Source organism: Sphingomonas sp. 22R3R2A-7, from assembly GCF_036856055.1.
Classification (GTDB): Bacteria; Pseudomonadota; Alphaproteobacteria; order Sphingomonadales; family Sphingomonadaceae; genus Sphingomonas.
This window is the reverse complement of sequence record NZ_JASPFR010000001.1, coordinates 3,554,789-3,578,732: the sequence shown is the minus strand read 5'-3', so window position 1 is coordinate 3,578,732 and position 23,944 is coordinate 3,554,789. Positions and strand designations below refer to the sequence as shown.

The following is a 23,944-nucleotide window of genomic DNA, read 5'->3' as shown; positions in this document are numbered from 1 at the left end:
GGTCGTCCCACTGAAGCCTCGGGTAAATGACAATATGTCAGGCGCCCGAGGACCGTTTAAGTACGATAGCGCTGAATGCGAGCGAGTTTCTTTGTGACATTGCAACGCGTAAGCTGATCGGCCGTTGTGGAAAAATGGCAACGAATACCTTACCCCAACGGACCGCGTTCGATCTGCCGCATCTCGCGGTGCTGCTGACAGCAGCGCTTCAAATTCTAACGCCTCTTTTACCGCAGATTGGGATCGGTGAGCCTATCGGATCCCGGTCTCTGGCGGTCCGAACCTTGATAACCCCGGCAGGCTGGGCATTCTCGATCTGGGGCGCGCTCTACCTCGGAGCCACGGTGTTTGCTGTTTATCAGGCCCTGCCCGCACAGCGCCAAAATGCATTGCTTCATCGCCTGCGCTGGCCGGCAGCGGGCGCATTTTTGGGGAACGCACTCTGGGCTGCTTACACACAGCTTTACGGGTTAAGCTTCGTATCGGTTCTGATCATTACCTTCACGCTGACGTGCCTGATCGTTGCCTATCATGCCCTGTCGAATGCGGCGGTGTCGAAAACCGCGTGGTGGTGTGCGTACCTTCCGTTGAGCGCGCTCGCCGCATGGTTGACCGTCGCTACCACCGTCAACATCGCAGCTAGCCTGAGGTATCACGGCATGGAGGGCGGTGCAGCCGCGCCGGTAATCGGTGCAGCGGTGATCGTGATTGCTGGACTCATCGCGGCCACCGTGCTGGTCCGAGGACGTGGCAATCTGCCGTACGCAGCTGTTTTCCTTTGGGCTCTTGCTGCTATCTTCGCTGCAGGTGGCCAAGCTGCAGGACCTATTGCCGTAGCAACCGGCGCTGCCGCGATCCTCGTTATTTCAGGCTTGGTCGCTGGCTACCGGCGTAGGGTATATGCGTCTGATTCGATTAGAGGTTGAACCTAAATCCGTAGCCGAGACCTAGGGTGAATTGGGTCCGGCGCCCACGTTCGCGGACGAGAGGTGAATCGCCTGCGTTCTGACCTAGTTGATCCAGGCCAGTGAAAAGCGTGACGGCGCTTCGCCGGCTCAGGGGACGAATTACGGTACCGCCTACACCGTAGGACAATAGTCCGCCTGACGCAGAATACGGTCTAAGCCCGGACCGTTGCGACTGGACCGCATCGATGCCGAAATACGTCTCGATATACTCGCGGCTTGCCAGCGTTGCGCGAGGCCCGACGTTGATGATGGTCCGTCCCCGGCGCGCTTGGTAAGCAACTGACCCGTCGGCGACAACGCCGTCATGCCCGCCGAAGCCGCGACGAACCTCGATCCGTCCACGCCATGGCCCAGCCCGTTTCTCGATAAAGCCTCCCGTCTCAACAGCTGCATCTACGTCGCCGAGGCCGCGTAGCGCGTCACTCCCGCCTGTAATGAGGAACGGCGATCCCCCGCGCTCCTCATCCCGCCCGAAGCGGAGTTTGGCCAGAGGTCCTGCCTTCCACCCGTCGTGGTTCACCACATTCCAGCCCAAACCGTCAGGAATTGAGGCAAAGATCACGTCCTTGTAGTTGATCCGCAAGTCGGGGAAAATCGCCAAGGCCATGTCTCGCGAGCCTTGCCATGCAGGACTGAGGACTGGCGCGACGCCAACGGTAATGCTCCATCCGGCAGTGCCTGCCTCCAAAGGCCGACCTGCAGGCGGGCCTGGCCTCAGGTCAGTTTGCGCGAAGCAAGGTTGAGCAGAGACTAGCGCGATGATGGCTAAAACGGCGCGCATCTTGATCCCTTTTTTGACCATGTTGGTGGACAGCCGGACGGTCATAATCAGTAGCCACCTTATCCCTGTGCGTCGTAAACGCCAGTCCCGGTAAATGGAGTACGGCTATACCCACAGCGTATGACCGGTCCGCTTTCAATGCCGGCGGACGCGTTCAAACTCAGGCCGAAGCAGCCGGTCGCGTTTTCCACAGGGACCAGCCGACGCCGCAACCCAGTATTGCAAAGGTGACCGCCAACGACGCTGCGGGCGGGAATTTGGCGAGCCCGAACATGTCGGCAACGAAGATTTTCGAGCCAATAAACACCAGCAACGCAGCCAAGGCGTATTTCAGGTAATGGAACCGGTCGACCATTGCGGCGAGCGCAAAATAGAGCGCGCGTAACCCAAGGATAGCAAAGATGTTCGACGTGTAGACGATAAATGGATCCGTTGTGATCGCGAAGATAGCCGGTACAGAATCGACCGCAAAAATGACGTCAGCGCATTCGATCATGACCAGAGCCAGTAGTAACGGCGTGGCGATCCGGCGCATGCGCCCAGTTGCTGGGTCCTGCTCTTTCACCCAGAATCGTTCCCCGTGAAGTTGGTCGGTAACCGGCATGCGCTGGCGAACCCAGCGTAAAACGGGCGAACTGGCTACGTCATATTCCGTGTCTGCATTCAGCCACATCTTGATACCGGTGAAAACCAGGAAGGCCGCAAAGACGTATAATACCCATTCGAACCGATCGACCAACGCCGCGCCAAAGCCGATCATCACTGCGCGCAGGACAATGACACCCAGGACGCCCCAGAACAGTACGCGGTGCTGGTGGATCCGGGGGATGGCGAAGTAGCCGAAGATCATGGCGATGATGAACACGTTATCCATCGCGAGGCTCTTCTCGATGACGAAGCCCGTCACGTAGTTGAGGCCGGCAGTAGGCCCGATATACCACCAAATCCATCCGCCGAACGCCAGTCCCAGCGTGATGTAGCCTGCTGACAATGCAAGGCTCTCGCGTACCCCGATTTCCCGTTGTCCGCGGTGCAACACACCCAGATCGAGGATCAGTAACGTTGCGACGATGCCGAGAAATGCCAGCCACATCCAGACAGGCGTACCGAGGAATAATAGGGAGAGCAGCTCAGGCATGGGGACCTCTAACAAACGTGATGACGTGGGGCGGGATCAGCGGTCAGGACGGGCGGCATCTCGCGGGTGGTGCGCACAAGTAGTCTTTCAGGCGCAACTCAAGGCGCTTCAATTGCAGCAGAATTGGAGAAATTGAAGTTCGGCGCGCCATCGCGATACGCGCGCGCTCGTCCAACTGCTGATGCAGCTCGGAGAGTCTGTTGGTTTCCATGCTCAGAGCCTCTTTTCAATCGGTGATCGAAAGATCGGATCATCAACGACGACAGGAGGCAAAGCGGCCAGGCCTATATCGAGATAACCCGATGCGGTCCGACATCACAATCACCCGAGGGAAATTGTCAGAGGGGCCCGGCCCGCTCTTTCTAGATAGGACACGGTTCGCGGTGGTCAAGCAGTTTCACTATTTGATAACGACCGTAGTCTGCGCTAAATCTGCCGCACTTTTCTTTCAAAAACATAACGCCGATCGGAAAAAGGGATCGGTCGAAAACGCCCACTTATGGACGCTCAGCTTGGTGAGCCGCAGGCTTGAAAGCCATTCGGCAACCATAAGCCGCAACATGCCCCGCCGGCAGGTGCTCTGCTTGCGGCTGGCAAGCCGTGCGGCGTATGTCGCAACTGCTGGTGGGGGAAAATGAATGGCGAATGGCAGTAGCAGCCGCGGAAACTCGGTTGTCGGCGAGCGCTGGCCGCTCTTCTGGGCAGGCTGTGCGGCGATCAGCGTTGGGGTTGCACTTCACCTACCGATGCTCGCGATGGCCCATACGATGGGCAATCACCTGTCGGGTATGCCGATGGACGGATGGATGTACCTGGGCATGGCGCTGATCGGCGTCGGCGTGCCGGCAGCTATCTTTGGCGCTTTACCCAAGAAACGGCCTGATCACAGTGCAGGCGTTGGCGTCGCATATGAAGCGCCCGATGATACCCCTCTGACGCGCTCGCATGCTGCCGTTCTGCTGGTGCTTACCCTCGGGCTCATCATCGACACTATGAAGCCAGCAACGCTCGGCTTCGTGCTCCCCGGCATGCGTGGCGAGTATGGGCTCGCCAAATCGACCGTTGCCCTGCTTCCGTTCGTTGCCCTTACGGGGACCACAGTTGGCTCGTTTCTGTGGGGGTGGCTTGCGGACATCTATGGTCGGCGTGTGTCGATCCTGTTGTCGACGATCCTGTTCGTTTCGACATCCATCTGCGGAGCTATGCCTTCCTACAGCTGGAACCTGGTCATGTGTTTTCTGATGGGGTGCTCGGCTGGCGGAATGCTGCCCGTTGTCTACACGCTGTTGGCGGAGATCATGCCTCCACGGCACAGAAGCTGGGTTCTTGTGCTGGTTGGTGGCACGGGACTGGTCGGTGGCTACCTCGCAGCGAGCGGTGCCGCGCATCTGTTCGAGCCCCTGTTCGGCTGGCGTAGCTTGTGGCTGCAGGGCTTTCCCACCGGTTTGCTGCTGCTTGCGATGGCAAGGTGGATTCCTGAGTCCCCGCGCTTTCTGTTGGAACGGGGTATGGACGCCGAGCTAGCTGACATGGCTCGAAAGTTTGGCATCGTCAGGCGTGCGCCACAAGCAGCCCCAGCGGACGCTGGCAGCGCAGCGGCTCACCACCGCGAATTGACCATCGCCCTGGTGATCACGGCCCTGTCCTGGAGCTTCGTCAACTTCGGCTTGTTGCTATGGCTGCCTTCGGATCTTCAAGATCGAGGCTTCAGTGCCGAAATTGCAAGCGGAATTATCGCCAGCTCAGCACTTGTTGCCCTGCCCACGATCATGATCGCGGCCTTCCTTTACAGCCGTTGGAGCAGCAAGCGCACTCTGATCGGCACTGTGCTTCTCACACTCGCCGGGCTTGCCGGAGCCCTACTGCCGGCGCCTACCCTGGCTTGGCCACCACTGCTCATCGCAGTGATCGCGTTACTGGTGGTTGGCACAAACGGATTAATCGCCGTGCTACTTCCCTATGCAGCCGAAAACTACGCATTACGCGTCCGTGGACGCGCTACCGGGCTTATCGCGGGTAGTAGCAAATTTGGTGGCGTTGCTGTCCAACTGGGGGCCTTCGCTGGATTGATCCCGACGATGGGGGGCGCGGCGATCGCGTTGATCATACCAATGACGCTGTCAGCGGTACTGATCGGACGCTCAGGTAGAGAGACGCGCGGCCGCAGCTTACGTGAGCTGGAAGCAACGGCTTAGCTGTCGGCTTCATATCGACCTGCGCGGAGTGTCTCCATCAGCGGTCAAATGTGTGAAAAACCCAGTCGTAATCACGACTGCACGACAAACAGGTGTTTTCCGTCACGCCAGGTCCCGCCCCCTTTGACTCAGCGCGGGCTGGGCCGGGATGGGTCGCAACGACAAGCATTGGTCCCTCGCAGCGTGAGTGGCAGATTACGCGAAAAGCCTCCCTTCACGCCTTTGCTGGTAGATGGCGTGAGTTGGTCGAGACCAGCCGCCAGCTTCGCGTCAGCGCGAGCCACAGCACGAAGCCGCTGCGCGCAGCGGTAGTGGCGGTGAGGTAGCACGGCCGCGCTGAGGTTTGGTCCTGCGGCAGCGGCGGCAGACGATTGAGTTCCTCCAACGGGAGGAACTCCCCATGGCGACTTACCAACCGAAACACCCGTGACTCCGCGGCGTCAGCACATGCTCGACGACATGGCGATGCGCTGACTGCGGTCGCGTACCCAGCACGACTATGTCCGCCACATTCGCGCCTTCGCGGCTTGCCTGCGCCGCTTGCCGGAGACCGCGACCGCGGAGGATGTACGTCGCTTCCAGCTCTACCCGCGCAAGCACGGTGGCGGGGGTCCGTCATCGGCGCCACAGTATCGGCGCTGCGGTTCCTGCTTGGCGTGACGCTCGACGGGCCCGATCTGTCGCGCAAGCTGGTCCTGGCGCCTCGCCCCCCAGGCTGCCCGACGTGCTGGACGTCGAGGAAGTGGCGCGGCTGCTCGACGCGGCGCCGGACATCAAGTACCCTGCGGCGCTGGGCGTCGCCCATGGCGCGGGCCTTCGTATGTCCGAGGTTGCGCACCTCAAGGCCGACGACATCGACAGCAAACGCATGCTGATCCGCATCGAGGAAGTTAAGTGCCAGCGGCGCCCCAGAGTGGCCACGCCGCTCTCAACCAATTGAGGACGCTCGCCGTTGACCTCGAACGGCGAACGCTGCAGAGCGAACCCGCTCGAAACCGGTCGGAACGGCCGTCCGGTGTGTACAGTGGATGGGTACAGAGACCGTCCGGCGAGATACCAGAAAACGGCGGTTTTCCGCCATTTCCTGGGTATCATGTCCCCTCTCGTAGGGGTCACCAGTCCTTCATCACAGACTCAAGACTTCAGGCAGGCGTGGCCATTGACCCGCTGTGTGGTTGCCGCTCGTAAAGCCGACCACCGGTCGTGACGCGTGACCCAGCACGACTGCACGCGCCGGAACCCGCTCATCGACTGAACAACGACAATGTAATCAAGATTGAACGCGCCTCGCAGCCCTTGAAGCCATGCGCGTAAATGGTCGGGAAGAGAGGATTCGAACCTCCGGCCCCTGCCTCCCGAAGACAGTGCTCTACCAGGCTGAGCTACTCCCCGACGGAGTCCGGCGCGGGGCCTTGCGGGGCCCGGCCGGTGACTGGAGGGGCGCGTATAGCCAGCCGTTTCGGGCTATGCAAGCGGGTCCCGAACGATCTTCGCGTAAGTTTTCCGAACCGCGCGAAAAGACCGCAGTCGCGCGCATACCGCCCGCAGGGACCGTCATGATGGCATCGATGGAGAATGGTGCACCCAGAGCGATTCGAACGCCCGACCCTCAGATTCGTAGTCTGATGCTCTATCCAGCTGAGCTATGGGTGCATCGCCGTGCAGAGGCTGCGCGACAAAGCCGCCGTGAGGCGGGAAATCCTGGTGCACCCAGAGCGATTCGAACGCCCGACCCTCAGATTCGTAGTCTGATGCTCTATCCAGCTGAGCTATGGGTGCACTGGAGGGGCGCTGATAGCAGGCATTTTTCGTGGCGCAAGGGTGCTTGGCGATAAAGTTGTGCGGCGCGTGCCGTCGGCATACAGCGAACGGCATGAAACACGACCGCGCCGCCCGCCCTCTTTCCTCCGACGCCATCACGCGCCGCCCCATCCCCGCGACCGGAGCCGCGCTGCTCGCGGCGATGCTGCTCGCCACCGCCGCGTGCGGCAAGGACACGACCGTCTATCCGTCGCTCGGGATTCGTCCCGCCGAAAGCATCGGTTTTGCCGAGCCCGAGGTGAAGACGGTCGTCGCGAAGCCCGATCCCGCGCTCGATACCGACATCGCGCGCTACGAGGGTCGGCGCGTGGCTGTCGCTGCCGGGTTCGCCAAGGCGTCGGTGAGCGCGGAGCGAACGGCGCGCGCGGCGCGCGGCAAGCCCGTCGGAAGCGAGGCGTGGCTTACCGCACAGACCGATCTTGCGCAGCTCGACGACTGGCGCGCGCAGGCGTCGCTGCTCGTCACCGACATCGAACGGCGCGCGACGGATCGCGCCGCCAAGCTCGAGCCGGCCTATCCCGCGCTCGACGCTGTCCGCGAGCGCACGCAGGCCGATCTCGGAACGGATCGGCGAGACGATCGGGCGTATCCAGGCGACGCTGCCCGCCGCCTGACTCCGTTTCGCGAGGCTTACCAGAGGCCTTTGAGCAACGGCAGGATCGTCGAATAGTCGTCGGTCCATGGTGTCGTCCCGGCCTTCGCGCCGATTGGCGTCCAGTCCGGGTTGGCGGTCGTCAGCGTGTCGATGACGCGCGGATCCCGCGAGAGCGCGATCCAGTCCGACGGCGACGCACGGTCACTCTCGGTCGGGGATGGCCGGTACAGCAGGTGTGTCGCGGTCCAGCCGCCCTCCCGCGCCGCGGCTGCGACCACGGGCTGCAGGTCGAGATAGCGGTTCGAGATATGGACGAGGAGCAGCCCGCGAGGCGACAGCACGCGGCCATAGGTCGCGAACGCCTCGCGCGTCATGAGGTGCATCGGCACGGTATCCGAGGAGAAGGCGTCGAGCGCGAGCAGGTCGAGGCTCGACGAGCGCTCGCCCGCGAGCACGATACGCGCATCGCCGATCCGGATGCTGGGTTTCGGAAGGCACTGCGAGAGGTAGGTGAACTGTCCCGTATCACGCGCGATCCGCACGACCGCCGGATCGATCTCGTAGAACCGCCATGCCTGCCCGGGCCTGGCATAACAGGACAAGGTCCCCGTCCCCAGCCCGACGACGCCGACGCGTGCGCGCGGTCCGTACAGCGCCGGGAGCGCCTGCATCGCCTGGCCGATCCCGGAATTTGCGACGTAATAGGTGGTCGGCGTCCGTTCGCGCGCGGGAGATCCGCGCAGCTGCAACCCGTGCACGGTGGTCCCGTGATCGAGTTCGCGGACCGCGCCGTCGCCGCGGACGGTGTACACGCCGAAATAGCTCCGCTCGCGCGCGCCGCTTTCGGCGCTGAGCTGCAACGCACGATATCCGCCGAACATCACCAGCGTGCTCGCCAGCACGATCGCATAGGGCAGCCGCGCGCCCAGCGTCACGAGCCCGATCGCCGCGATCAGCAGGAACGCCGCCCCCTGGTGCTGGTCGCCGATGATGCCATCGGGATTCGCTATCCGCATTCCTGCCGCGACCGCGAGGATCACGACGATCACGCCCAGCGCGACGAGCCGGCGCGTGGAATCGCCTACCCAGAGCGACCGGAACGTCGCGGTCAGGTACATCTGAGGCACCAGCACGCCCGCCGCCAGGATCAGCAACGGATATTCATAGGTCCAGTCGAAGATCACTGGCGCGAGCAATGCCGCGAAAACGCCGCCGAGCACGCCGCCCACCGACATGGCGAGATAGAAGCCCGTCAGGCGGTCGGCCGCCGGTCGACGCCGGTACATGGCCGTATGCAACGCGACCGACACCATGAACAGCAGCGTCAGCGCGATCCCCGCGCTGAACAGCGGCTTGTCGTTGAACCCGCCCATGATGATGCCGCCGAACAGCAGGATCGTCACCGGCGCGATCCGGGTCAGCAGATCGGCGAGCGTGCGGTCCTGCGCGAAGGCGATCGAGAAGCTCAGAAGATACAGCCCAAGCGGGAGCACCCAGAGCAGCGGCATCGCGACGATATCGGTGGTGATATAGGTCGAGGTCGCAAGCATCAGCCCCGACGGGACGAGCGCCAGCGCGATCCAGTGCAGGACTTGCATGCGCCCGGGCGCTGGGCTGGTCGCGGCGACGTGCTCCGCGGTCGCGGTCCGCGGCAACCGCGTCGCGCAGACGGCGACCAGCACCGCCAGCGCGGCATAACCGATGCTCCAGATCAGGCTCTGCCCGCGGATCGCGAACAAGGGCTCGACCAGCAGGGGATAGGCGATGAGACCCGCAAAGCTGCCCAGGTTGGAGGCGGCGTACAACGCATAGGGATCCGCCCCGCCGCTCGACACGCTGAACCACCGCTGGATCAGCGGCGCCTGCGCCGATACCGCGAAGAACAGCGGCCCGATCGACAGGCCGAGCAGCCACGGCACCCAGACCGCGGGCTGCGCATCGGTTGGCAGGTCAAGTGCGAACAGCCCGATCGGCAGCCACAATGCGGCCACCGCCAGCACGCCCAGATGGATCGCCGCCTGTGCGCGCGGTTTCACCCGGCCGAGCCAATGCGCATAAGCATAGCCGCCGAGCAGCAACGCCTGATAGACCAGCATCGCCGAATTCCACACCGCCGGGGCTCCCCGAGCCGCGGCAGCGCCATCCGCGCCACCATCGGCTGCACGAGGAACAGCAGGAACGACCCGGCGAGAATCGTCAGCACGAACAAAGTGCGGCACCACCGCGCCATCACGGGGGACTCAGGCATTGGCAGGTCGCTCGATACGATAGAGGATGTGGCGGCGAAGCCGATCGGATAGGCCGGGGGCATGCCGTCCGCCCTGCGCTCGACGGCCCAGAAACAGTGGCCGCAGGATTGCTGGCGCTCGACCATCCGGCCGATCGCGGCTTCTGCCTCCGCGCGCGTCGCCAGGCGGCCGAGATAGCGCATCACCTCGGCATCGCGCCCCATCGCGGCAAAGGGTTCGATATCGCCGTCACGCCACGACCGAAGGATCAGCCGGCCGGCGTCCAGCCGAAACTCACCCATTCAGCAGCTTTGCCGCGTGTGCCGCATGATAGGTCAGCACGCCCGAGCATCCCGCGCGCTTGAACGCCATCAGCGTCTCGAGCACCAGCGCATCGCGGTCGCCGGCCCCGGCTGCGACCGACGCCTCGAGCATCGCATATTCGCCCGACACCTGATACGCGAACACCGGCACCTCGAACGCTTGGCGCACGCGGACGATGATGTCGAGATAGGGCAGGCCGGGCTTGACCATCACCGTGTCGGCGCCCTCGGCGAGATCCATCGCGACCTCGCGCAACGCCTCCTCGGCGTTGGCATTGTCCATCTGGTACGTCTTCTTGTCGCCCTTCAGCAGCCCGCGGCTGCCGACCGCATCGCGGAACGGGCCGTAAAAGGCGCTCGCATATTTGGCGGCATAGGACATGATCTGGACGTTGTGATGCGACTCCGCCTCGAGCGCGGTGCGGATCATGCCGATCCGGCCGTCCATCATGTCGCTCGGCGCGATGATGTCCGCGCCCGCCGCCGCCTGGTTCAGCGCCTGCGCGACCAGCATCTCCGCGGTCGTGTCGTTGACGACATAGCCCGCCGCATCGACCAGCCCGTCATGGCCGTGGCTGGTATAGGGGTCGAGCGCGACGTCGGTCAGCACACCGATCTCCGGGACCGCATCCTTGAGCGCGCGGATCGCCTGGCACATCAGATTGTCGGGGTTGAGCGCCTCGCGGCCGTCCTCGGTCCGCCGTTCGGGCTGCGTATACGGGAACAATGCAACACAGGGGATGCCGAGGTCGCGCGCTTCGCGACCGCGCGCGACGATCTGGTCGACCGACCAGCGCGAGACGCCGGGCAGGCTGGCGATCGGCTGTTCGACGCGCTCCCCCTCGACGACGAACAGCGGCCAGATCAGGTCGGCCGGGGTGAGTACGGTTTCGGCATGCAGGCGCCGGCTCCAGCCGGTCGAACGCGTGCGGCGAAGGCGAAGCGCGGGATAGCTTGCGGACATGCGAAGGGCTTTGCGGGATGGCAGGAAGCGAGGCAAGCGCGGGCTTCACGCACGAAGAATTTTCCGGTGAAGCGTTACGGGTGCGAAACCGCGTTCCGTGCGTTGTGCGCTCGATGACCACCGCCCCATCCGATCCCGCCCCGATCAAGTCGGCTGCCCTCGTCGTGAACGCGAAGTCGCGCAAGGGGCAGAAGATGTTCAAGCGCGCGTGCGCGAGCATGTCCGGCCTGCCCTTTCCGGTCGATGCGCATGCGGTCGACGATCCCGACGATCTGGAGCAGACGGTCAGGACGGCGCTTGGCAAAAAGCCCGATCTGCTGATTCTGGGCGGCGGCGACGGCACGATCAGCGGGCTGGTCGATCTGATGGTCGGTCATGACGTGATTCTCGGCGTTCTCCCGCTCGGCACCGCGAACAGCTTTGCGCGTACGCTCGGCATCCCGCTGACGGTTGAAGGCGCGGTCGATGTCATCCGGACGGGGGCACCGCGGCGCATCGATCTCGGGATGATCGACGGCGACTATTTCGCCAACTGCGCGGCGATGGGGATCAGCCCCAAGATCGCCGAAACCGTGCCCCACGGCCTGAAGAAGATCCTCGGTCGGGTGGGATATCTCGGCTGGGCGGCGTATCAGTTCGCGCGCTTCCGGCCCTTCACGCTGATCGTCGGCGAGGGTGACGACGCGGTGCGCATGCGCGTCGTCGAGGTCCGTATCTCCAATGGTCCGTTCCACGGCGGTACCGAACTCGTCGATGCCGCCGCGGTCGATTCGGGCGAGATCGTCGTCCAGGCGGTGATGGGTCATGTGAAGCGGCGGCTCGTGATGAACTGGCTCGCCAGCGTCTTCCGCCACGAGTCGCGCCATGAAAAGGTCCGTGACTTTCGCGGCAAGAGCCTGAAGATCACGACGATACCCAAGCTGCCCATCTCGATCGACGGCGAGGTGCTGGCAAAGACACCCGTGACCGCGAAGGTTGCCGCGGGGATCATCCGCGTGATGGCGCCGGTTTCCGTTCCGCCGGAGCGCTGATCAGACGCTTGGCGGCGACGCTCAGCCGACGGGCATCGATCGAGCGGTCGGTTCGCAATCGGCCCTGGTCTGCTCGCCCGCGCCATCACCGGTGGCGTCCTGCGCGTTCGCTCCCGCAGCCCCGACTGATCCCGGCGCGACGATCCGTCCCCGCCGCCATCCGCCTCGCGCATAATAGGCGATCGTCAACAGCATCGACGCGAGCGATCCCGCGGGGAAACTCCACCAGATCGCATCCGCGCCGAGCATGGGCTCCAGCGCATAGGCGAGCCCGAAGCGGACCGGCCCCATCGCGACCGCGAGGATCAGCAAGGGGCCGACCACCGCGCCGTTCGCGCGCACCGTCGCCGACAGCACCATCGACACGCCGAACAGGATGAAGCTCCACCCCGCGATCAGGTTGATCCGCGTGGCGATGCCGATCGCGCCCGCATCCTGCCCGAGGAACAGCCACAGCACGTGCCGGTCGAGCAGCGTCAACAGCGCGACGAGGCCGCCGGTCAGCGCAAGGTTCATCACCAGCCCGGCCCGCGTGATGCGATCGACCCGGTCCCAGCGCCCTGCGCCGATATTCTGCGCCGCCATCGCACTGACCGCGGCGCCGACCGCCATTGCGGGCATCTGGACATAGGTCCAGAGCTGGTTGGTCGCGCCATAGGCTGCGGTGGTCGTCGTGCCGTGACGGTTGACGAGCCCGATCATCGCCAGCGCGGAGGTCGAGACGACGAGCATCTGCAACCCCATCGGGACGCCCTTCACTACGATCGTCCGCAGCAGCGCGCGGTCGGGCAGGATATAACGCAGCTCCGCGCCACGCAGCCGGATCGGCAGGTCCTTCGCATAGATATAGGCGAGCAGCGCGGCGAACGAGACCGTGTTGGCGATCAGCGTCGCGAGCGCCGATCCCTCGATCCCGAGCGCAGGGATCGGCCCCCAGCCGCGGATCAGCAGCGGGTTGAGCGCGACGTCGACGACCGAGCCGAGCGCCATGAACTTGAGCGGCGTCAGCGAATCGCCCGTACCGCGCAACGCCATCGTCAGCAGCACCGACAAAAACCCCGCGGGCATCGCGACGAAGATCACGCGTAGATAGGCAAGCGCGAGCGGATAGACCTCGGCGGGTGTTGCCAGAACGCGCAGGATCGCCGGCGCGACCAGCCAGCCGATCCCCACCGTCAGCACCGAGATGATTGTGAACAGCCCGAACGACGTGCCGAGCACGCGCCGCACCGCATCGATGTCACGCCGCCCCATGTTCTGGCCGATCAGGATCGTCGACGCCATGCCGAAGCCGAATATCGCCGCGACGAGCAGGAACATGATGATGTTCGCGTTGGTCGTCGCCGCCAGCGCACGCTCGCCGAGAAACTGGCCGATCCACACCGCGTTGATCGAGCCGTTGAGCGACTGGAGGATCGACGACCCGAGCGTCGGCAGCGCGAACGCCAGCAACGTCTTGCCGATCGGCCCCGCGGTCAGGTCGCGCTGGCCGGTCCTTGGTGCAGCCGTGTCCGTCGCATCAGGCATCGCAGTCGGGTCCCCTCCCTTTGCATATGGGGTCAGGACCGACCCTGACCCCGCATGCTCGCAGCATGCGTTACGCACGCCCCGGCCCCGTCCCGCACATCGGACGGGGTCAGGTCAGCCCAGCCGTCCCAGCGCCGCCTGCAGCCGTGCGGCTTCGGCGGCCTTGTCGGCATGGTCGGCCTTGGCCTTCTCAACCGCTTCGGGCTTGGCACGCTCGACGAAGCTCGCATTGCCGAGCCTCCCTGCGAGCGCGTCGCGCTCCTTCTCCGCCGCCGCGATCGCCTTGGTCAGACGCGTGCGCTCGGACTCGAGATCGATCACGCCTTCGAGCGGCAGGACGAACGTCGCCTCGTCGACCACGACCTGCGCCGCGCCGCCGGTGGCTTCGCCCTCGGCATGCGTGACGCGCGCGAGGCGGGCGAGCGCAGGGGCCTGGCGTTCGAGCCGCGCGAGCGTCGCCGCGTTGGCATCACGGACGTGCAGCGGCAGACGCGCACCCGGCGGCACGTTCAGCTCGTTGCGCGCGGTGCGGATTTCCTGCACCAGCCGGATCAGCCAGTCGACCTCCCTGCTCGCCTCGGGATCGAGCGACCGCGCATCCGCCATTGGCCACTGCGCGACGATCAGGTCGTGATCGCGGGGGCCCATCGCATGCCACAGCTCTTCGGTGATGAACGGCATGAACGGGTGGAGCAGGACCAGGATCTGGTCGAGCACCCAGCCCGCGACCGCCTTCGATTCGTCGTCGATCTGGCCGCGGACGTCATCGACCATCTGCGGCTTGATGAGTTCGAGGTACCAGTCGCAGAAGCGGCTCCACGCGAACTGGTAGATCGCGTTGGCGGCGCCGTCGAACCGGTAGTCGGCGAGCGCGAGGTCGACCGTCTGCACGGTCGCGATCGTCTCGGCGATGATCCACTTGTTGACCGCGAGTTCCGCGCGGGGGGCTTCGAGGGTGGTGCTCGCGACGATGCCGTTGGCCTGCGCGAAGCGGGCGGCGTTCCACAGCTTGGTCGCGAAGTTGCGATAGCCCTCGACGCGCTTCTCATCCATCTTGATGTCGCGGCCCTGGCTCTCCATCGCCGCCATGAAGAAGCGCAGCGCATCGGCGCCATATTGGTCGATCAGCCCGAGCGGGTTGACGACATTGCCCTTCGACTTGGACATCTTCGCACCGTCCGCCGCGCGGACGAGCCCGTGCAGGTAGAGCGTGCGGAACGGCACGTCCTTCATGAAGTGCAGCCCCTGCATCATCATCCGCGCGTTCCAGAAGAACAGGATGTCGAAGCCGGAAATCAGCACGTCATTGGGATAGCGACCGCCGAGCGTGGGGTCGGACTCCTCGGGCCAGCCCATCGTCGCAAACGGCCAGAGCGCCGACGAGAACCACGTGTCGAGCACGTCGGGATCGCGCACCAGCGTCACGCCCGCGCCGGCCAGCGCCTGCGCTTCGGCCTCCGTCTCGGCGACGTACGGCGTGCCGTCGGGCCCGAACCACGCGGGGATCTGGTGCCCCCACCAGAGCTGGCGCGACACACACCAGGGCTGGATGTTCTCCATCCAGTTGAAGAACGTCTTCTCCCAGGTCTTCGGCACGATATCGATCGCGCCGACGCGGACCGCCTCGATCGCTGGCTGCGCGAGCGTCTTGGCGTCGACATACCATTGGTCGGTCAGCCACGGCTCGATCACCACGCCCGAGCGATCGCCGTACGGCGTCTGGATCGTGCGCGGTTCGGCGTCGTGTTCGACGCCGTCCTTGTCGACATGCGCGATCAGGAAGCCCTCGGCCTTCAACTGCGCGACGACAGCTTTCCGCGCCTCGGCGGTCGTCAGCCCGAGCAGGTCGGCGGGAATCAGCCCGTCGGACACCTGCACGACCCGCGCCTTGGCATCGAGCATGTTGAGCATCGTCCCCGCGGCCATCCCTGCCCGCTTGCCGACCTCGAAATCGTTGAAGTCGTGCCCCGGCGTGATTTTGACAGCACCGGATCCCAACTCTGGATCGGCATGGTCGTCGGCGATGATCGGGATCAGCCGTCCGGTGATCGGCAGCTTCACCTGCTTGCCGATCAGCGCGGTGTAACGCGCGTCGGACGCGTTCACCGCGACCGCCATGTCGGCGAGCATCGTCTCGGGGCGCGTCGTCGCGACCTCGATGAAGCCCGATCCGTCGGCCAGCGGATAGCGCAGGTGCCAGAAGCTCCCCTTGATCTCGCGCGTCTCGACCTCGAGGTCGCTGATCGCGGTGCCGAGACCCGGATCCCAGTTCACGAGGCGCTTGTCGCGGTAGAGCAGCCCCTGCTTGTGCAGGTCGACAAACACCTTGAGGACGGCCTTCGAAAAGCCCTCGTCCATCGTGAAGCGTTCGTTCGCCCAGTCCATCGAGCAGCCGAGCCGGCGGAGCTGCTGCGTGATCTCGCCGCCGCTCTCTTCCTTCCATGCCCAGACCTTGGCGATGAAGGCCTCGCGCGAGAGGTCGGTGCGCTTCTGCGGCGGGGACATCGCACCCATCTGGCGCTCGACGACCATCTGCGTCGCGATGCCCGCGTGATCGGTACCGACCACCCAAAGCGCATCCTTGCCCTTCAGGCGGGCATGGCGCGTCAGGATGTCCTGCAGCGTGTTGTCGAGCGCGTGCCCGATATGCAGGCTGCCCGTGACGTTAGGCGGCGGGTTGACGATCGTCCACGGCTCCGCATTCGGGCGGTCGGGGCGGAACTGGCCGCTGGCCTCCCAATGCGCATACCAGCGCGATTCGATGGAGGCCGGGTCGAAGGTTTTGGGAAGCTCGCTCATGTCCGACGCCTTAGCGAGCGCGTCCGGGCTAGACCAGCCTCACGTCCGCGCACCCGGCTTGTCGAGCACAGCGCGAGATCCGCTGGTTGAGTTCGTTGCGCCGATAGGGCTTGCGGATCAGTTCGAACGACCGGCTCCCCTCGTCGATCGCCTCGTCGGCAAAGCCCGTGGTCAGCAACACCGCGATATGCGGGAAGTCCCGCCGGACGCTCTGCGCCAGCGCGACGCCGTTCATGCCGCCGGGCATCAGGATGTCGGTGAACAACAGCCGGAAATCGGTATCCGCCGCGAGCGTATCGAGCGCGGCACGCCCGCTGTTCACCAGCACGACGTCATAGCCAAGATCCTCGAGGATCGTCTTGCCGAGCTCGCCCACCTCGATCTGGTCCTCGACCATCAGCACACGCTCGGCGCCGCCGGTACGCGGCGCGATCGGCCCGGCCGGCTTGCGCTCGACCGCACCGCTCGCGCGCGGGAAATAGAGCGAGACCTCGGCACCGCCGCCCGGCGCGTTCTGGATCGTGGCGAGCCCGCCCGACTGCCGCACGAAACCATAGACCATCGCCAGACCGAGCCCCGCGCCCTTCCCCATCTCCTTGGTCGTGAAGAAGGGTTCGAACACCTTGTCCGCGGTCGCCGGATCGATGCCGGGCCCGTCATCCCTGATGCTGAGGACGACATATTCGCCCGGCTCGAGCTTTGCCACGCCGTCATCCTCGGGCAGAACCGCGTTGCGTGTCGTGAGCGTGACGGTCCCCGCGCCGCCGAGCGCGTCGCGCGCGTTGGCGATGACGTTAAGCAACGCCATCTCGGCCTGGACCGGATCGATCCGGCAGTTCCACAGGTCGTTGGCCAGTTTCCGTTTGAGCACGACGCCATCACCGATGCTGCGATCGAGGATCGGCCGGAAGTCGCCGATCAGCTGGTTGAGATTGAGCAGGCGGTCGCGCAACTCCTGCTTGCGCGCAAAGGCGAGCAATTGCTGGGTCAGCGTCGCGGCGCGCGATGCCGACGTCGCGATCGCATCCACCGCGCGCCGCGCCGCGCGGTCACTCGCGTCGATCCGGGCATCGAGGATATCCGCATAGCCCTGGATGACCTGAAGCAGGTTGTTGAAATCATGCGCGATGCCGCCAGTCAGCTTGCCGACGGCCTCCATCCGCTGCGCCTCGTGCAGCGCCTCCTCCGCCTCGCGCCGCCGCGAAATGTCGAGCTGGCTCGCGAAGAAATAGCGGAGTTCGCCGTCATCACCGAAGACCGGCGACACGAAGAGCGCGTTCCAGAAGGTCGAGCCGTTCTTGCGGTAATTGAGCACCTCGACCGCGATTTCCTCGCGCTTGGCGATCGCGGCACGGATCTCGTCAACGACGGTGCGGTCGGTTTCGGGCCCTTGCAGGAACCGGCAGTTATACCCGAGGATCTCGTCCTGCGAATAACCGGTCAGGAACGAGAACGCCTCGTTGCAGAAGATGATGGGGTTGTCGGGCCGGTGCGGATCGGTCACGACCATCGGCATCCGCGTGGTCTTCACCGCCGCGAAAAAGATGTCGCTCCCGGCGCCGGCGGGCATGATGTCGTGCAGGTGCGCGCTCACACTCAAGGCATCAGTGTCTGTATCGGGCGCGAGCAGTCTGGACATGCCCAACCAAACCAAGTCCGTCGCGCCGTGGTTCCGCCGGACTGCTGCCAGAACACCCGATTTGCGACGGAAGACGGAAGGCAGCCGCACTTGGGCCTCCCCTCCCGCTATCGGTACGTCCTCCATAGCTCACAGCCATGGCAGCGTCAGGTCAAAACTCGGGAAACAATAGGCGGGCCGCGTTCCGTCAGCCCGCCGATGGTCAGGGCTGCTGGTTCATGATCTTGGCGATTTCGCGCGCGACCATGTCCTCGACCATATGCGGCAGGTTCGCATCGATCCACTCGCGCAGCATCGGCCGCAGCATCTCGCGGACCAGCCCTTCGAGCGTACCGTCACTGTTTGCATCGGGCTTCACCATCATGCGCGTCAACGCCTCGAGCGGCGCGCGCGTTGCAGCAGCAGTTTCGCGCGACACGATCGGCTCGGCGGGCTCTTCCGGAACCGGGGCCTGCTGCGCCTGCGGGCGAGGCGCGGCCGGCCGTGGCTCAACGTGACGTGGCTCGGCGTGCCGCGGTTCGGGCACCGGATCCACCGACGTCAGCACCGGCGATTTCGGCGGGCGGGGCGTACGGTCTACCATCGGCATCGGGTCGCTCAGTTCGAGAATTTCGTCGTCGTCGATCTCGTCGTCATAGTCGACCGACGGTGATGCCTGCATCGTGCGCGCCGGACGCCGCTGGCGGCTCGGCATGCCATCGCCCTCTTCGGCGATGATCCGTTTGATCGACGAGAGGATTTCCTCCATCGACGGCTCCGCGCTGATATCCCCCATCCGGACCATCCCAAACCCCATGGCCGGTCCCGCCCCTATTGGCGGCTCGGCGCGTCCCTACCTGTCGTCAATGCCGGGTTCCTGTCAACCGGACTGTCGAGCAACGGATCAAGTTCACGCCGCACATCGGCGGTCTGCGTGGGCGACTGGACGGTGCGCGTCGCCACCGGCAGCGCCTGGCCATCGCCGCCGAAATCCCAGATCTTCTTGTGGACGCGGTCATAATTGACGACCGGGTCGTAGAGAACGCCGCCGTCCAGACCGAGATCGCGCGCCTCGGCCTGCCCCATCGCCGCCAGCAGCGCGAAGCCCGCGACATAGGCGTCGCGGCGCGCGGTCACGAGCGTGACCTGGCTGTTGAGCAGCTCCTGCTCGGCGTTGAGGATGTCGAGGATCGTTCGCGTGCCGACGCTGTTTTCCGCGCGCACGCCCTCGAGGCTGAGCTTGTTCGCGTTCACCGCGGTCTCGGACGACTGGATCACCTGCTCCGACGACCGCCAGACCGCAAAGGCCGAGCGCGCCTGCGAGATCACGTTGCGTTCTGCGGCGGTGACGTTCTCGATCGCGCGCGCATTGAGCGCCTCGGCCTGGCGGACCTGTGCAGCGGGGCGCCCGCCCTGGAACAGCGGCATCGTCAACGACAGCCCGGCCTGAACCGACTTGTTCGCGTTCGGTACAGAGCCGGTCGTGCCCGTACCGCCGACCGCCGGAATCGAGCCGAGATAATTGGTGTAGCTGCTCCCGCCGACCGCGTTGATCTGTGGCAGGCGCGTCGCGCGCGCGACGCCGATGTCGTACCGCGTGGCGTCGCGTTCCTTGGCGGCTGCGATCAGCACCGGATTGTTCTCGATCGCGACGGTCACCGCCGACGCCGGGCTGTCGGGCAGATGCGGCAGCGTCGGCGGCGGCTCCAATGTTCCCGCGGGCGTGCCGACGAGCCGGATATACCCCTCACGGCTGGAGATCAGCTGCGCCTGCGCCGACTGCAGCTGCGCGCGTGCGAGTGCCAGCCGGGCCTCGGACTGCGCGACGTCGGTGCGCGTCAGATCGCCGACCTGGAACCGGTCGCGGCTCGCCTGCAGATTGACGTCGAGAACGCGGACGTTCTGCGTGTTCAGCCCGACGATCGCCTCGTCGCGGATCACGTCCATATAGGCGGCGACGACGTTGGTGAAGAGATCGGCCTCGGCCCCGCGCAGCGTCGCGCGGCCCGCCTCGACGCGGATTTTCGCCGCGGCGACCGAATTGCGGACCTGCCCCCCGAGATACAGCGGGATCGACACGTTGGCGCGTGCCACGCCCTGGCGCTGTGGCACGACGAACGAGTTGGACGCGTTGAGGACGAACTCAGAATAGTCCGCGGTCGCGTTCGCAGCGGGCAGTCCGGCCGCGCGCGCGATCGGGACATTCTCGTCGGTCGCGCGCAACGTCGCACGCTGTCCGGTGATCGTCGGGTTGGTCGTGTAGGCCTTGGCCAGCGCCTCGCGTAACGTCTCCGCATCGACCGGTGCAGCGCTATAGATCAGCGCCACACCAGCAAGCAGGAAGCGGAAGGATGCGGCGCGCGGCATGGTCGTGCCTCAGAACTTGAAGGGTTGGGGAGTTGCGAATCCCGGCAGCACCACGCACTCGACGTCGACGAACGCCGCCATCGCGAACCCGCCATCGGTCTTGCGCCCCGATGCGAGCCGCGTCAGCCCACGCTCGGCGAGACCGGCCGCGACGCGCCCACCCGATCGAAGCTGCGCCACCAACATGTCGGGGATCGATTCGACCGCACCGTCGATGATCAGCACGTCGTACGGCGCGCCTGCCGCATGGCCCTCGTTGAGAGGCCCTTCGACGAGTTCGACCGTGTCGATGCCGGCCAGCGCCTCGCGCGCGACGGCGATCAAAGCGGGGTCGCTTTCCACCGCGACGACCGACGCGACGATTTCCGACAGCACCGCCGCGGTATAGCCGCTTGCCGCGCCGATCAGGAGCACCCGGTCGGTCGCGGTGAGATACGCCTCGGTCAGCAAGCGCCCCGTCGCCATGGGCAGGTTCGCGTAACGCCCCGCCCCGAGCGCGATCGCGGTGTCGCGATAGGCGATGCTGCGCACGTTCGCCGGCAGGAAATCCTCACGCGGAACACGCGCCATCGCGGCGACGACACGCTGGTCGTTGACGGCATTGGTACGAAGCTGGCTGGCGACCATCGCATGGCGCATCGCTGCGAAGCCGGAGCTGGTGGTATCGGTGCTGATCGTCGTCATGGCCTATCCTGTCGCACAACTGTTTTAGGTGCGCAATACACTTGTTTGCTGGCCAAGCTGTACCGTGCCGCTGCCGTTGCGCCAAGCGACTGCGGGGTGAAAATCGCAGCGAAAGCCGACGAAGCCGGATCGTGGCGCGAGGTCCGCAGCGGATTCCGGGCGATTTCAACAAGAAGCGATGGGCGCCCCGCCCGCCCGTGTGACACCAAGATGCCGCGGGCGGGACGCCGAGGGCGCACGCATGGTTGCGGCACACCTCACCCCCGGCCTAGCACGTCCGCCTCGGGCTATCGCATCAATTCGCCCGCAACCTCAATCCGGATCGGGTGCAGGCGGCGTGTCGCCGTCGGATAGGCCGAGCGGCGTAGCCTCCTGGGCTGCCATCGTCGGCATCGACGTCGACGCCATCGCGGCGATCGTCGCGGCCTCGATCATGCCCGGGGGCAAGGGCGATGATCCAGCCGGCGCCCCAGACACGGGCGCGGGTTGCGTACCGCGCGGCGCAGCATCGCCCTGCGGTCCCTGCGCCGGCGTCCCGCTGCCGATCGGGGCTATCGTCGACGGCACGTGCAGCACCTGCGTCGCCGCGCCGAGCACGGCGGCGCGCGCGCGGACGCTTGCGTCGAGGAATGGCGTGCTGCTCGCCATGAACCGCCGCGGCGTCATCCCGAGAAACGTATCGGCGTCGCGGAGGAAATGCGACATGTCGAAATAGCTCGGGTCGATCAGCGAATAATCGACCGTCCCGGGGGTCCTGAACAGCCGCAGGAACGACCGCAGGAAGCGCGCGCGGCGCAACAGCATCTTGGGCGTGAACCCGAAATGCCGGACCGAGATACGCCGCAGGGCATGGCCGGTGATGCCCAGCTCGGCGGCGACGGTCGCGACGTCGTGCGATCCGTCCCGCCCGATCATGTGGCTCAGCTGCCCGATCAGCGCCGCTTCGGCAGGCGGTGGCCCGAGCAGGTCGCACAGGATTGCGTCGAGCGTGGGCGCGACCTCGTCGTCACACGCGGCAAGCCGCAGCGCATCCATGAACCGTCCGGTCGCGATCGGCCCCATCGCCTCGCCCAGGGGCACGATCTTGTTGCAGTAGTCGCCTGCCGATCGTCTGAACAACCGGCTCCAGGCAAGCGCGCTGACGCCGAACCCGATCATGATCCCGCCATTGGTGATCGCCTTCAGCGCGGTTCCGGTCGGCCCGTACAGCGTTGCGGGCGGGAGGTCGGCGAAGGTTCGGCGCCCGATCGAGACCGACACCGGCCCCGCATCGATCGTGAACCGGACATTCGCGGTACCGGGCAGGAAACGGTCGACCTGGCCAAGGCTTTCCGGCCCCGACGACCGATAGACGTGATAGCCCGTGATGAGGTCGGTCAGCGCGGCGCAGGGTTTGTCGTACCGGATCGCCATGCCGGGCGGCATCGCAAAGATCTCCGGCTGCACGCCGCCAAGGTTGGTCCCTCCCCTCACATCGATCGTTTTCACCAGAATCCCCGTTTAATCGCAGAATCTTGACACCTGAGTGCAGCAACTTGCGCACCACGACAAGCGGCGACCATGACGGCCAGATCCCACTCTCGGACTGGCTTCGAGGTTATTTTAGGCGCAAATTTCGCTCGGGCGGTTGACCCGCCCGGTAAAAGCACGCATCTGCGCCCTCCGCAGCGCATCGAGGCCCGATGGCGGAGTGGTGACGTAGAGGACTGCAAATCCTCGCACCCGGGTTCGATTCCCGGTCGGGCCTCCAATTCTAGCGTCCAAGCGCGATACCGCGCCTCGCGTTTGCCCTAGATCAGATCGTAAAGGGCAGGCAATTTGCCCCTGGTGCCGCGGTCGCCTGTTCGCCCAGAGTGACGATATGGTCGACGATGTCGTTATGAACCGGGGTCGCGGCTTCGAGCCCGAACTCGCCGAGATACGACCAGGCTACCCAGCCCGAATACCGCGTGAGCCCCGGAATATCGAGCGTCAGGAAGCGGCCGATCGTGACTCCATAGTCCGACCGGATCCGGAAACCGCGCGACGACACGTCCTGAATATTGGCGGGATGCGCGTCGCCAAGCGGCGTTATCAGGAAGACGTCCAGATCGACGGCCCGCCTGGTCGAATAGCGCCTTTCACTGAGATCGGGCGAGGAATCGCTCGCAATATGCCGGTAGACGTTCACCGTTCAGCCTCGGACACCCCTGTCGGAGCGACAAGGGTCTCCTTCCGGATCTCCTCACCATCACCCCTGATGCTGTTCACGATCGCTTCCGCTTTGATCTTGAGTTCCCAGAGCATCGCCCTGTCCTCCTCCGTGACCACCTCACGCGCCTTCTGGTCGAACGCACACAGCGCGCCGAGTGCCGCGCCATTCTCGTCGAGCAGCGGGGCCGCGATGTAAAACCGTATGCCTTCGATCGTGTCGACATAGGGATTACCCGCAAACCGTTCGTCCGCGGCGGTGTCGGGCACGACGGTAAGGGAATCGGGCGACAGGATCGTATGCGCGCACAGCGACGAGGATCGCTTGTAGATGCCCGCGTCGAATCCGAGCGCGGAGACGAGATACGTCGAGTCCTGATAGACGATCGTGATGGCCGCGGCGCGCGCGTGCAAAGCCCCTCTCACGCAGTCCAGGATCGAATGAAATTTTTCCTGATGCGGCTCGGCAAGAATACCGGTTCTGGCGATCGCCTTCTCGCGATCGGACTCATTGTCCGGCTTACTCGCCACGCTATAAAACGAGATGGACATAACGCGCTCCCAGCACCGCAACCTGATCGTGTCGATCGAGCAGATGGGCAGCCACGCGGGTCCATTTGCTGGTCTCCCGATCTAGAGGCGAATGGCTAAAAAAGCGTTTTGAACGGCGCGACAGGGCAGGAAAATATCGTGCACATCCCGGTACAAGCGGGGT

17 protein-coding genes, 4 tRNA genes and 2 pseudogenes are annotated in these 23,944 nt (G+C 65.0%); 6 read left to right on the top strand and 17 right to left on the bottom strand.

Features of this window, described 5'->3' with window-relative positions; genetic code table 11:
- The first annotated feature begins 26 nt into the window (after positions 1-26).
- On the top strand, positions 27-926 hold the full coding sequence (locus tag QP165_RS17125) for a hypothetical protein (protein ID WP_333996506.1): 900 nt from the start codon (positions 27-29) through the stop codon (positions 924-926).
- Here the strand turns inward: QP165_RS17125 and QP165_RS17120 are convergent.
- Both QP165_RS17120 and QP165_RS17115 read right to left on the bottom strand, forming a co-directional pair.
- On the bottom strand, positions 916-1,794 hold the full coding sequence (locus QP165_RS17120; RefSeq protein WP_333996505.1) for a MipA/OmpV family protein: 879 nt from the start codon (positions 1,792-1,794) through the stop codon (positions 916-918). The genes QP165_RS17125 and QP165_RS17120 overlap by 11 nt on opposite strands.
- Before the next feature lie 115 nt (positions 1,795-1,909).
- On the bottom strand, positions 1,910-2,887 hold the full coding sequence (locus tag QP165_RS17115; RefSeq protein WP_333996504.1) for a TerC family protein: 978 nt from the start codon (positions 2,885-2,887) through the stop codon (positions 1,910-1,912).
- 755 nt (positions 2,888-3,642) lie between these two features.
- Here QP165_RS17115 and QP165_RS17110 point away from each other — a divergent pair.
- Positions 3,643-5,082 carry an MFS transporter gene (locus tag QP165_RS17110; protein WP_333996503.1) on the top strand — a complete coding sequence of 480 codons (1,440 nt, stop codon included), beginning with the start codon at positions 3,643-3,645 and terminating at the stop codon, positions 5,080-5,082.
- Between the two features lie 724 nt (positions 5,083-5,806).
- Complete coding sequence (locus QP165_RS17105; RefSeq protein WP_333996502.1) at positions 5,807-6,022, top strand: tyrosine-type recombinase/integrase; 216 nt, start codon at positions 5,807-5,809, stop codon at positions 6,020-6,022.
- Between the two features lie 375 nt (positions 6,023-6,397).
- Here the strand turns inward: QP165_RS17105 and QP165_RS17100 are convergent.
- The 3 genes from QP165_RS17100 to QP165_RS17090 form a co-directional block, all read right to left on the bottom strand.
- Positions 6,398-6,474: transfer RNA gene (locus QP165_RS17100), tRNA-Pro, on the bottom strand.
- 184 nt (positions 6,475-6,658) lie between these two features.
- Positions 6,659-6,735: transfer RNA gene (locus QP165_RS17095), tRNA-Arg, on the bottom strand.
- A 49-nt stretch (positions 6,736-6,784) separates the two neighbouring features.
- Positions 6,785-6,861 (bottom strand) — tRNA-Arg (locus tag QP165_RS17090).
- 94 nt (positions 6,862-6,955) lie between these two features.
- Here QP165_RS17090 and QP165_RS17085 point away from each other — a divergent pair.
- Entirely contained in the window at positions 6,956-7,573 is a 618-nt protein-coding gene (locus QP165_RS17085; RefSeq protein ID WP_333996501.1) for a hypothetical protein, read from the top strand.
- Here QP165_RS17085 and QP165_RS17080 read toward each other — a convergent pair.
- The 3 genes and pseudogenes from QP165_RS17080 to hemB form a co-directional block, all read right to left on the bottom strand.
- Positions 7,534-9,728, bottom strand: a pseudogene (locus QP165_RS17080) (spermidine synthase). The gene QP165_RS17085 and the pseudogene QP165_RS17080 overlap by 40 nt on opposite strands.
- A 57-nt stretch (positions 9,729-9,785) precedes the next feature.
- Positions 9,786-10,028, bottom strand: a pseudogene (locus QP165_RS17075) (GNAT family N-acetyltransferase); the annotation flags it as partial.
- Positions 10,021-11,013, bottom strand: a complete 993-nt coding sequence (hemB, locus tag QP165_RS17070) for a porphobilinogen synthase (RefSeq protein ID WP_333996500.1) — start codon at positions 11,011-11,013, stop codon at positions 10,021-10,023. The pseudogene QP165_RS17075 and the gene hemB, both read right to left, overlap by 8 nt.
- 113 nt (positions 11,014-11,126) lie before the next feature.
- Between hemB and QP165_RS17065 the strand changes: the two genes are divergently transcribed.
- Positions 11,127-12,044: a diacylglycerol/lipid kinase family protein gene (locus tag QP165_RS17065; RefSeq protein WP_333996499.1), complete on the top strand. Its 918-nt coding sequence runs from the start codon at positions 11,127-11,129 to the stop codon at positions 12,042-12,044.
- A gap of 21 nt (positions 12,045-12,065) precedes the next feature.
- Here QP165_RS17065 and QP165_RS17060 read toward each other — a convergent pair whose 3' ends face one another.
- The 7 genes from QP165_RS17060 to QP165_RS17030 all read right to left on the bottom strand — a co-directional run bounded on the left by QP165_RS17060 (position 12,066) and on the right by QP165_RS17030 (position 22,527).
- A complete protein-coding gene (locus QP165_RS17060; RefSeq protein WP_333996498.1) occupies positions 12,066-13,571 on the bottom strand; it encodes an MATE family efflux transporter in 1,506 nt (501 codons plus the stop codon).
- A gap of 114 nt (positions 13,572-13,685) precedes the next feature.
- Positions 13,686-16,370, bottom strand: a complete 2,685-nt coding sequence (locus QP165_RS17055; RefSeq protein WP_333996497.1) for a valine--tRNA ligase — start codon at positions 16,368-16,370, stop codon at positions 13,686-13,688.
- A 28-nt stretch (positions 16,371-16,398) separates the two neighbouring features.
- Positions 16,399-17,964: a histidine kinase famiy protein gene (locus tag QP165_RS17050; RefSeq protein WP_333996496.1), complete on the bottom strand. Its 1,566-nt coding sequence runs from the start codon at positions 17,962-17,964 to the stop codon at positions 16,399-16,401.
- Positions 17,965-18,211: 247 nt separating this feature from the next.
- Positions 18,212-18,784, bottom strand: coding sequence for a DUF2497 domain-containing protein (locus tag QP165_RS17045; protein ID WP_333996495.1), 573 nt, complete (start codon positions 18,782-18,784; stop codon positions 18,212-18,214).
- Positions 18,785-18,819: 35 nt separating this feature from the next.
- Positions 18,820-20,355 carry a TolC family outer membrane protein gene (locus QP165_RS17040; protein WP_333996494.1) on the bottom strand — a complete coding sequence of 512 codons (1,536 nt, stop codon included), beginning with the start codon at positions 20,353-20,355 and terminating at the stop codon, positions 18,820-18,822.
- A 9-nt stretch (positions 20,356-20,364) separates the two neighbouring features.
- The gene (locus tag QP165_RS17035) at positions 20,365-21,039 is read right to left on the bottom strand and encodes a protein-L-isoaspartate O-methyltransferase family protein (RefSeq protein WP_056021713.1); all 675 of its coding nucleotides are present in this window, start codon (positions 21,037-21,039) and stop codon (positions 20,365-20,367) included.
- A 312-nt stretch (positions 21,040-21,351) separates the two neighbouring features.
- The gene (locus QP165_RS17030; protein WP_333996493.1) at positions 21,352-22,527 is read right to left on the bottom strand and encodes an AraC family transcriptional regulator; all 1,176 of its coding nucleotides are present in this window, start codon (positions 22,525-22,527) and stop codon (positions 21,352-21,354) included.
- A 188-nt stretch (positions 22,528-22,715) separates the two neighbouring features.
- Here QP165_RS17030 and QP165_RS17025 point away from each other — a divergent pair.
- Positions 22,716-22,789: transfer RNA gene (locus QP165_RS17025), tRNA-Cys, on the top strand.
- Positions 22,790-22,834: 45 nt separating this feature from the next.
- Here QP165_RS17025 and QP165_RS17020 read toward each other — a convergent pair.
- Together QP165_RS17020 and QP165_RS17015 are read right to left on the bottom strand one after the other, a co-directional pair.
- Positions 22,835-23,209, bottom strand: coding sequence for a hypothetical protein (locus QP165_RS17020; RefSeq protein WP_333996492.1), 375 nt, complete (start codon positions 23,207-23,209; stop codon positions 22,835-22,837).
- On the bottom strand, positions 23,206-23,781 hold the full coding sequence (locus QP165_RS17015) for a GAF domain-containing protein (protein WP_333996491.1): 576 nt from the start codon (positions 23,779-23,781) through the stop codon (positions 23,206-23,208). The genes QP165_RS17020 and QP165_RS17015 overlap by 4 nt, the downstream gene beginning before the upstream one ends.
- Between the last annotated feature and the right edge of the window lie 163 nt (positions 23,782-23,944).

Bases quoted from the DNA above. Each gene is read 5' to 3' on its own strand.
- QP165_RS17125 (WP_333996506.1), top strand. From the start codon at position 27: ATGACAATATGTCAGGCGCCCGAGGACCGTTTAAGTACGATAGCGCTG.
- QP165_RS17120 (WP_333996505.1), bottom strand. From the start codon at position 1,794: ATGACCGTCCGGCTGTCCACCAACATGGTCAAAAAAGGGATCAAGATG.
- QP165_RS17115 (WP_333996504.1), bottom strand. From the start codon at position 2,887: ATGCCTGAGCTGCTCTCCCTATTATTCCTCGGTACGCCTGTCTGGATG.
- QP165_RS17110 (WP_333996503.1), top strand. From the start codon at position 3,643: ATGGCCCATACGATGGGCAATCACCTGTCGGGTATGCCGATGGACGGA.
- QP165_RS17085 (WP_333996501.1), top strand. From the start codon at position 6,956: ATGAAACACGACCGCGCCGCCCGCCCTCTTTCCTCCGACGCCATCACG.
- hemB (WP_333996500.1), bottom strand. From the start codon at position 11,013: ATGTCCGCAAGCTATCCCGCGCTTCGCCTTCGCCGCACGCGTTCGACC.
- QP165_RS17065 (WP_333996499.1), top strand. From the start codon at position 11,127: ATGACCACCGCCCCATCCGATCCCGCCCCGATCAAGTCGGCTGCCCTC.
- QP165_RS17060 (WP_333996498.1), bottom strand. From the start codon at position 13,571: ATGCCTGATGCGACGGACACGGCTGCACCAAGGACCGGCCAGCGCGAC.
- QP165_RS17055 (WP_333996497.1), bottom strand. From the start codon at position 16,370: ATGAGCGAGCTTCCCAAAACCTTCGACCCGGCCTCCATCGAATCGCGC.
- QP165_RS17045 (WP_333996495.1), bottom strand. From the start codon at position 18,784: ATGGGGGATATCAGCGCGGAGCCGTCGATGGAGGAAATCCTCTCGTCG.
- QP165_RS17040 (WP_333996494.1), bottom strand. From the start codon at position 20,355: ATGCCGCGCGCCGCATCCTTCCGCTTCCTGCTTGCTGGTGTGGCGCTG.
- QP165_RS17035 (WP_056021713.1), bottom strand. From the start codon at position 21,039: ATGACGACGATCAGCACCGATACCACCAGCTCCGGCTTCGCAGCGATG.
- QP165_RS17015 (WP_333996491.1), bottom strand. From the start codon at position 23,781: ATGTCCATCTCGTTTTATAGCGTGGCGAGTAAGCCGGACAATGAGTCC.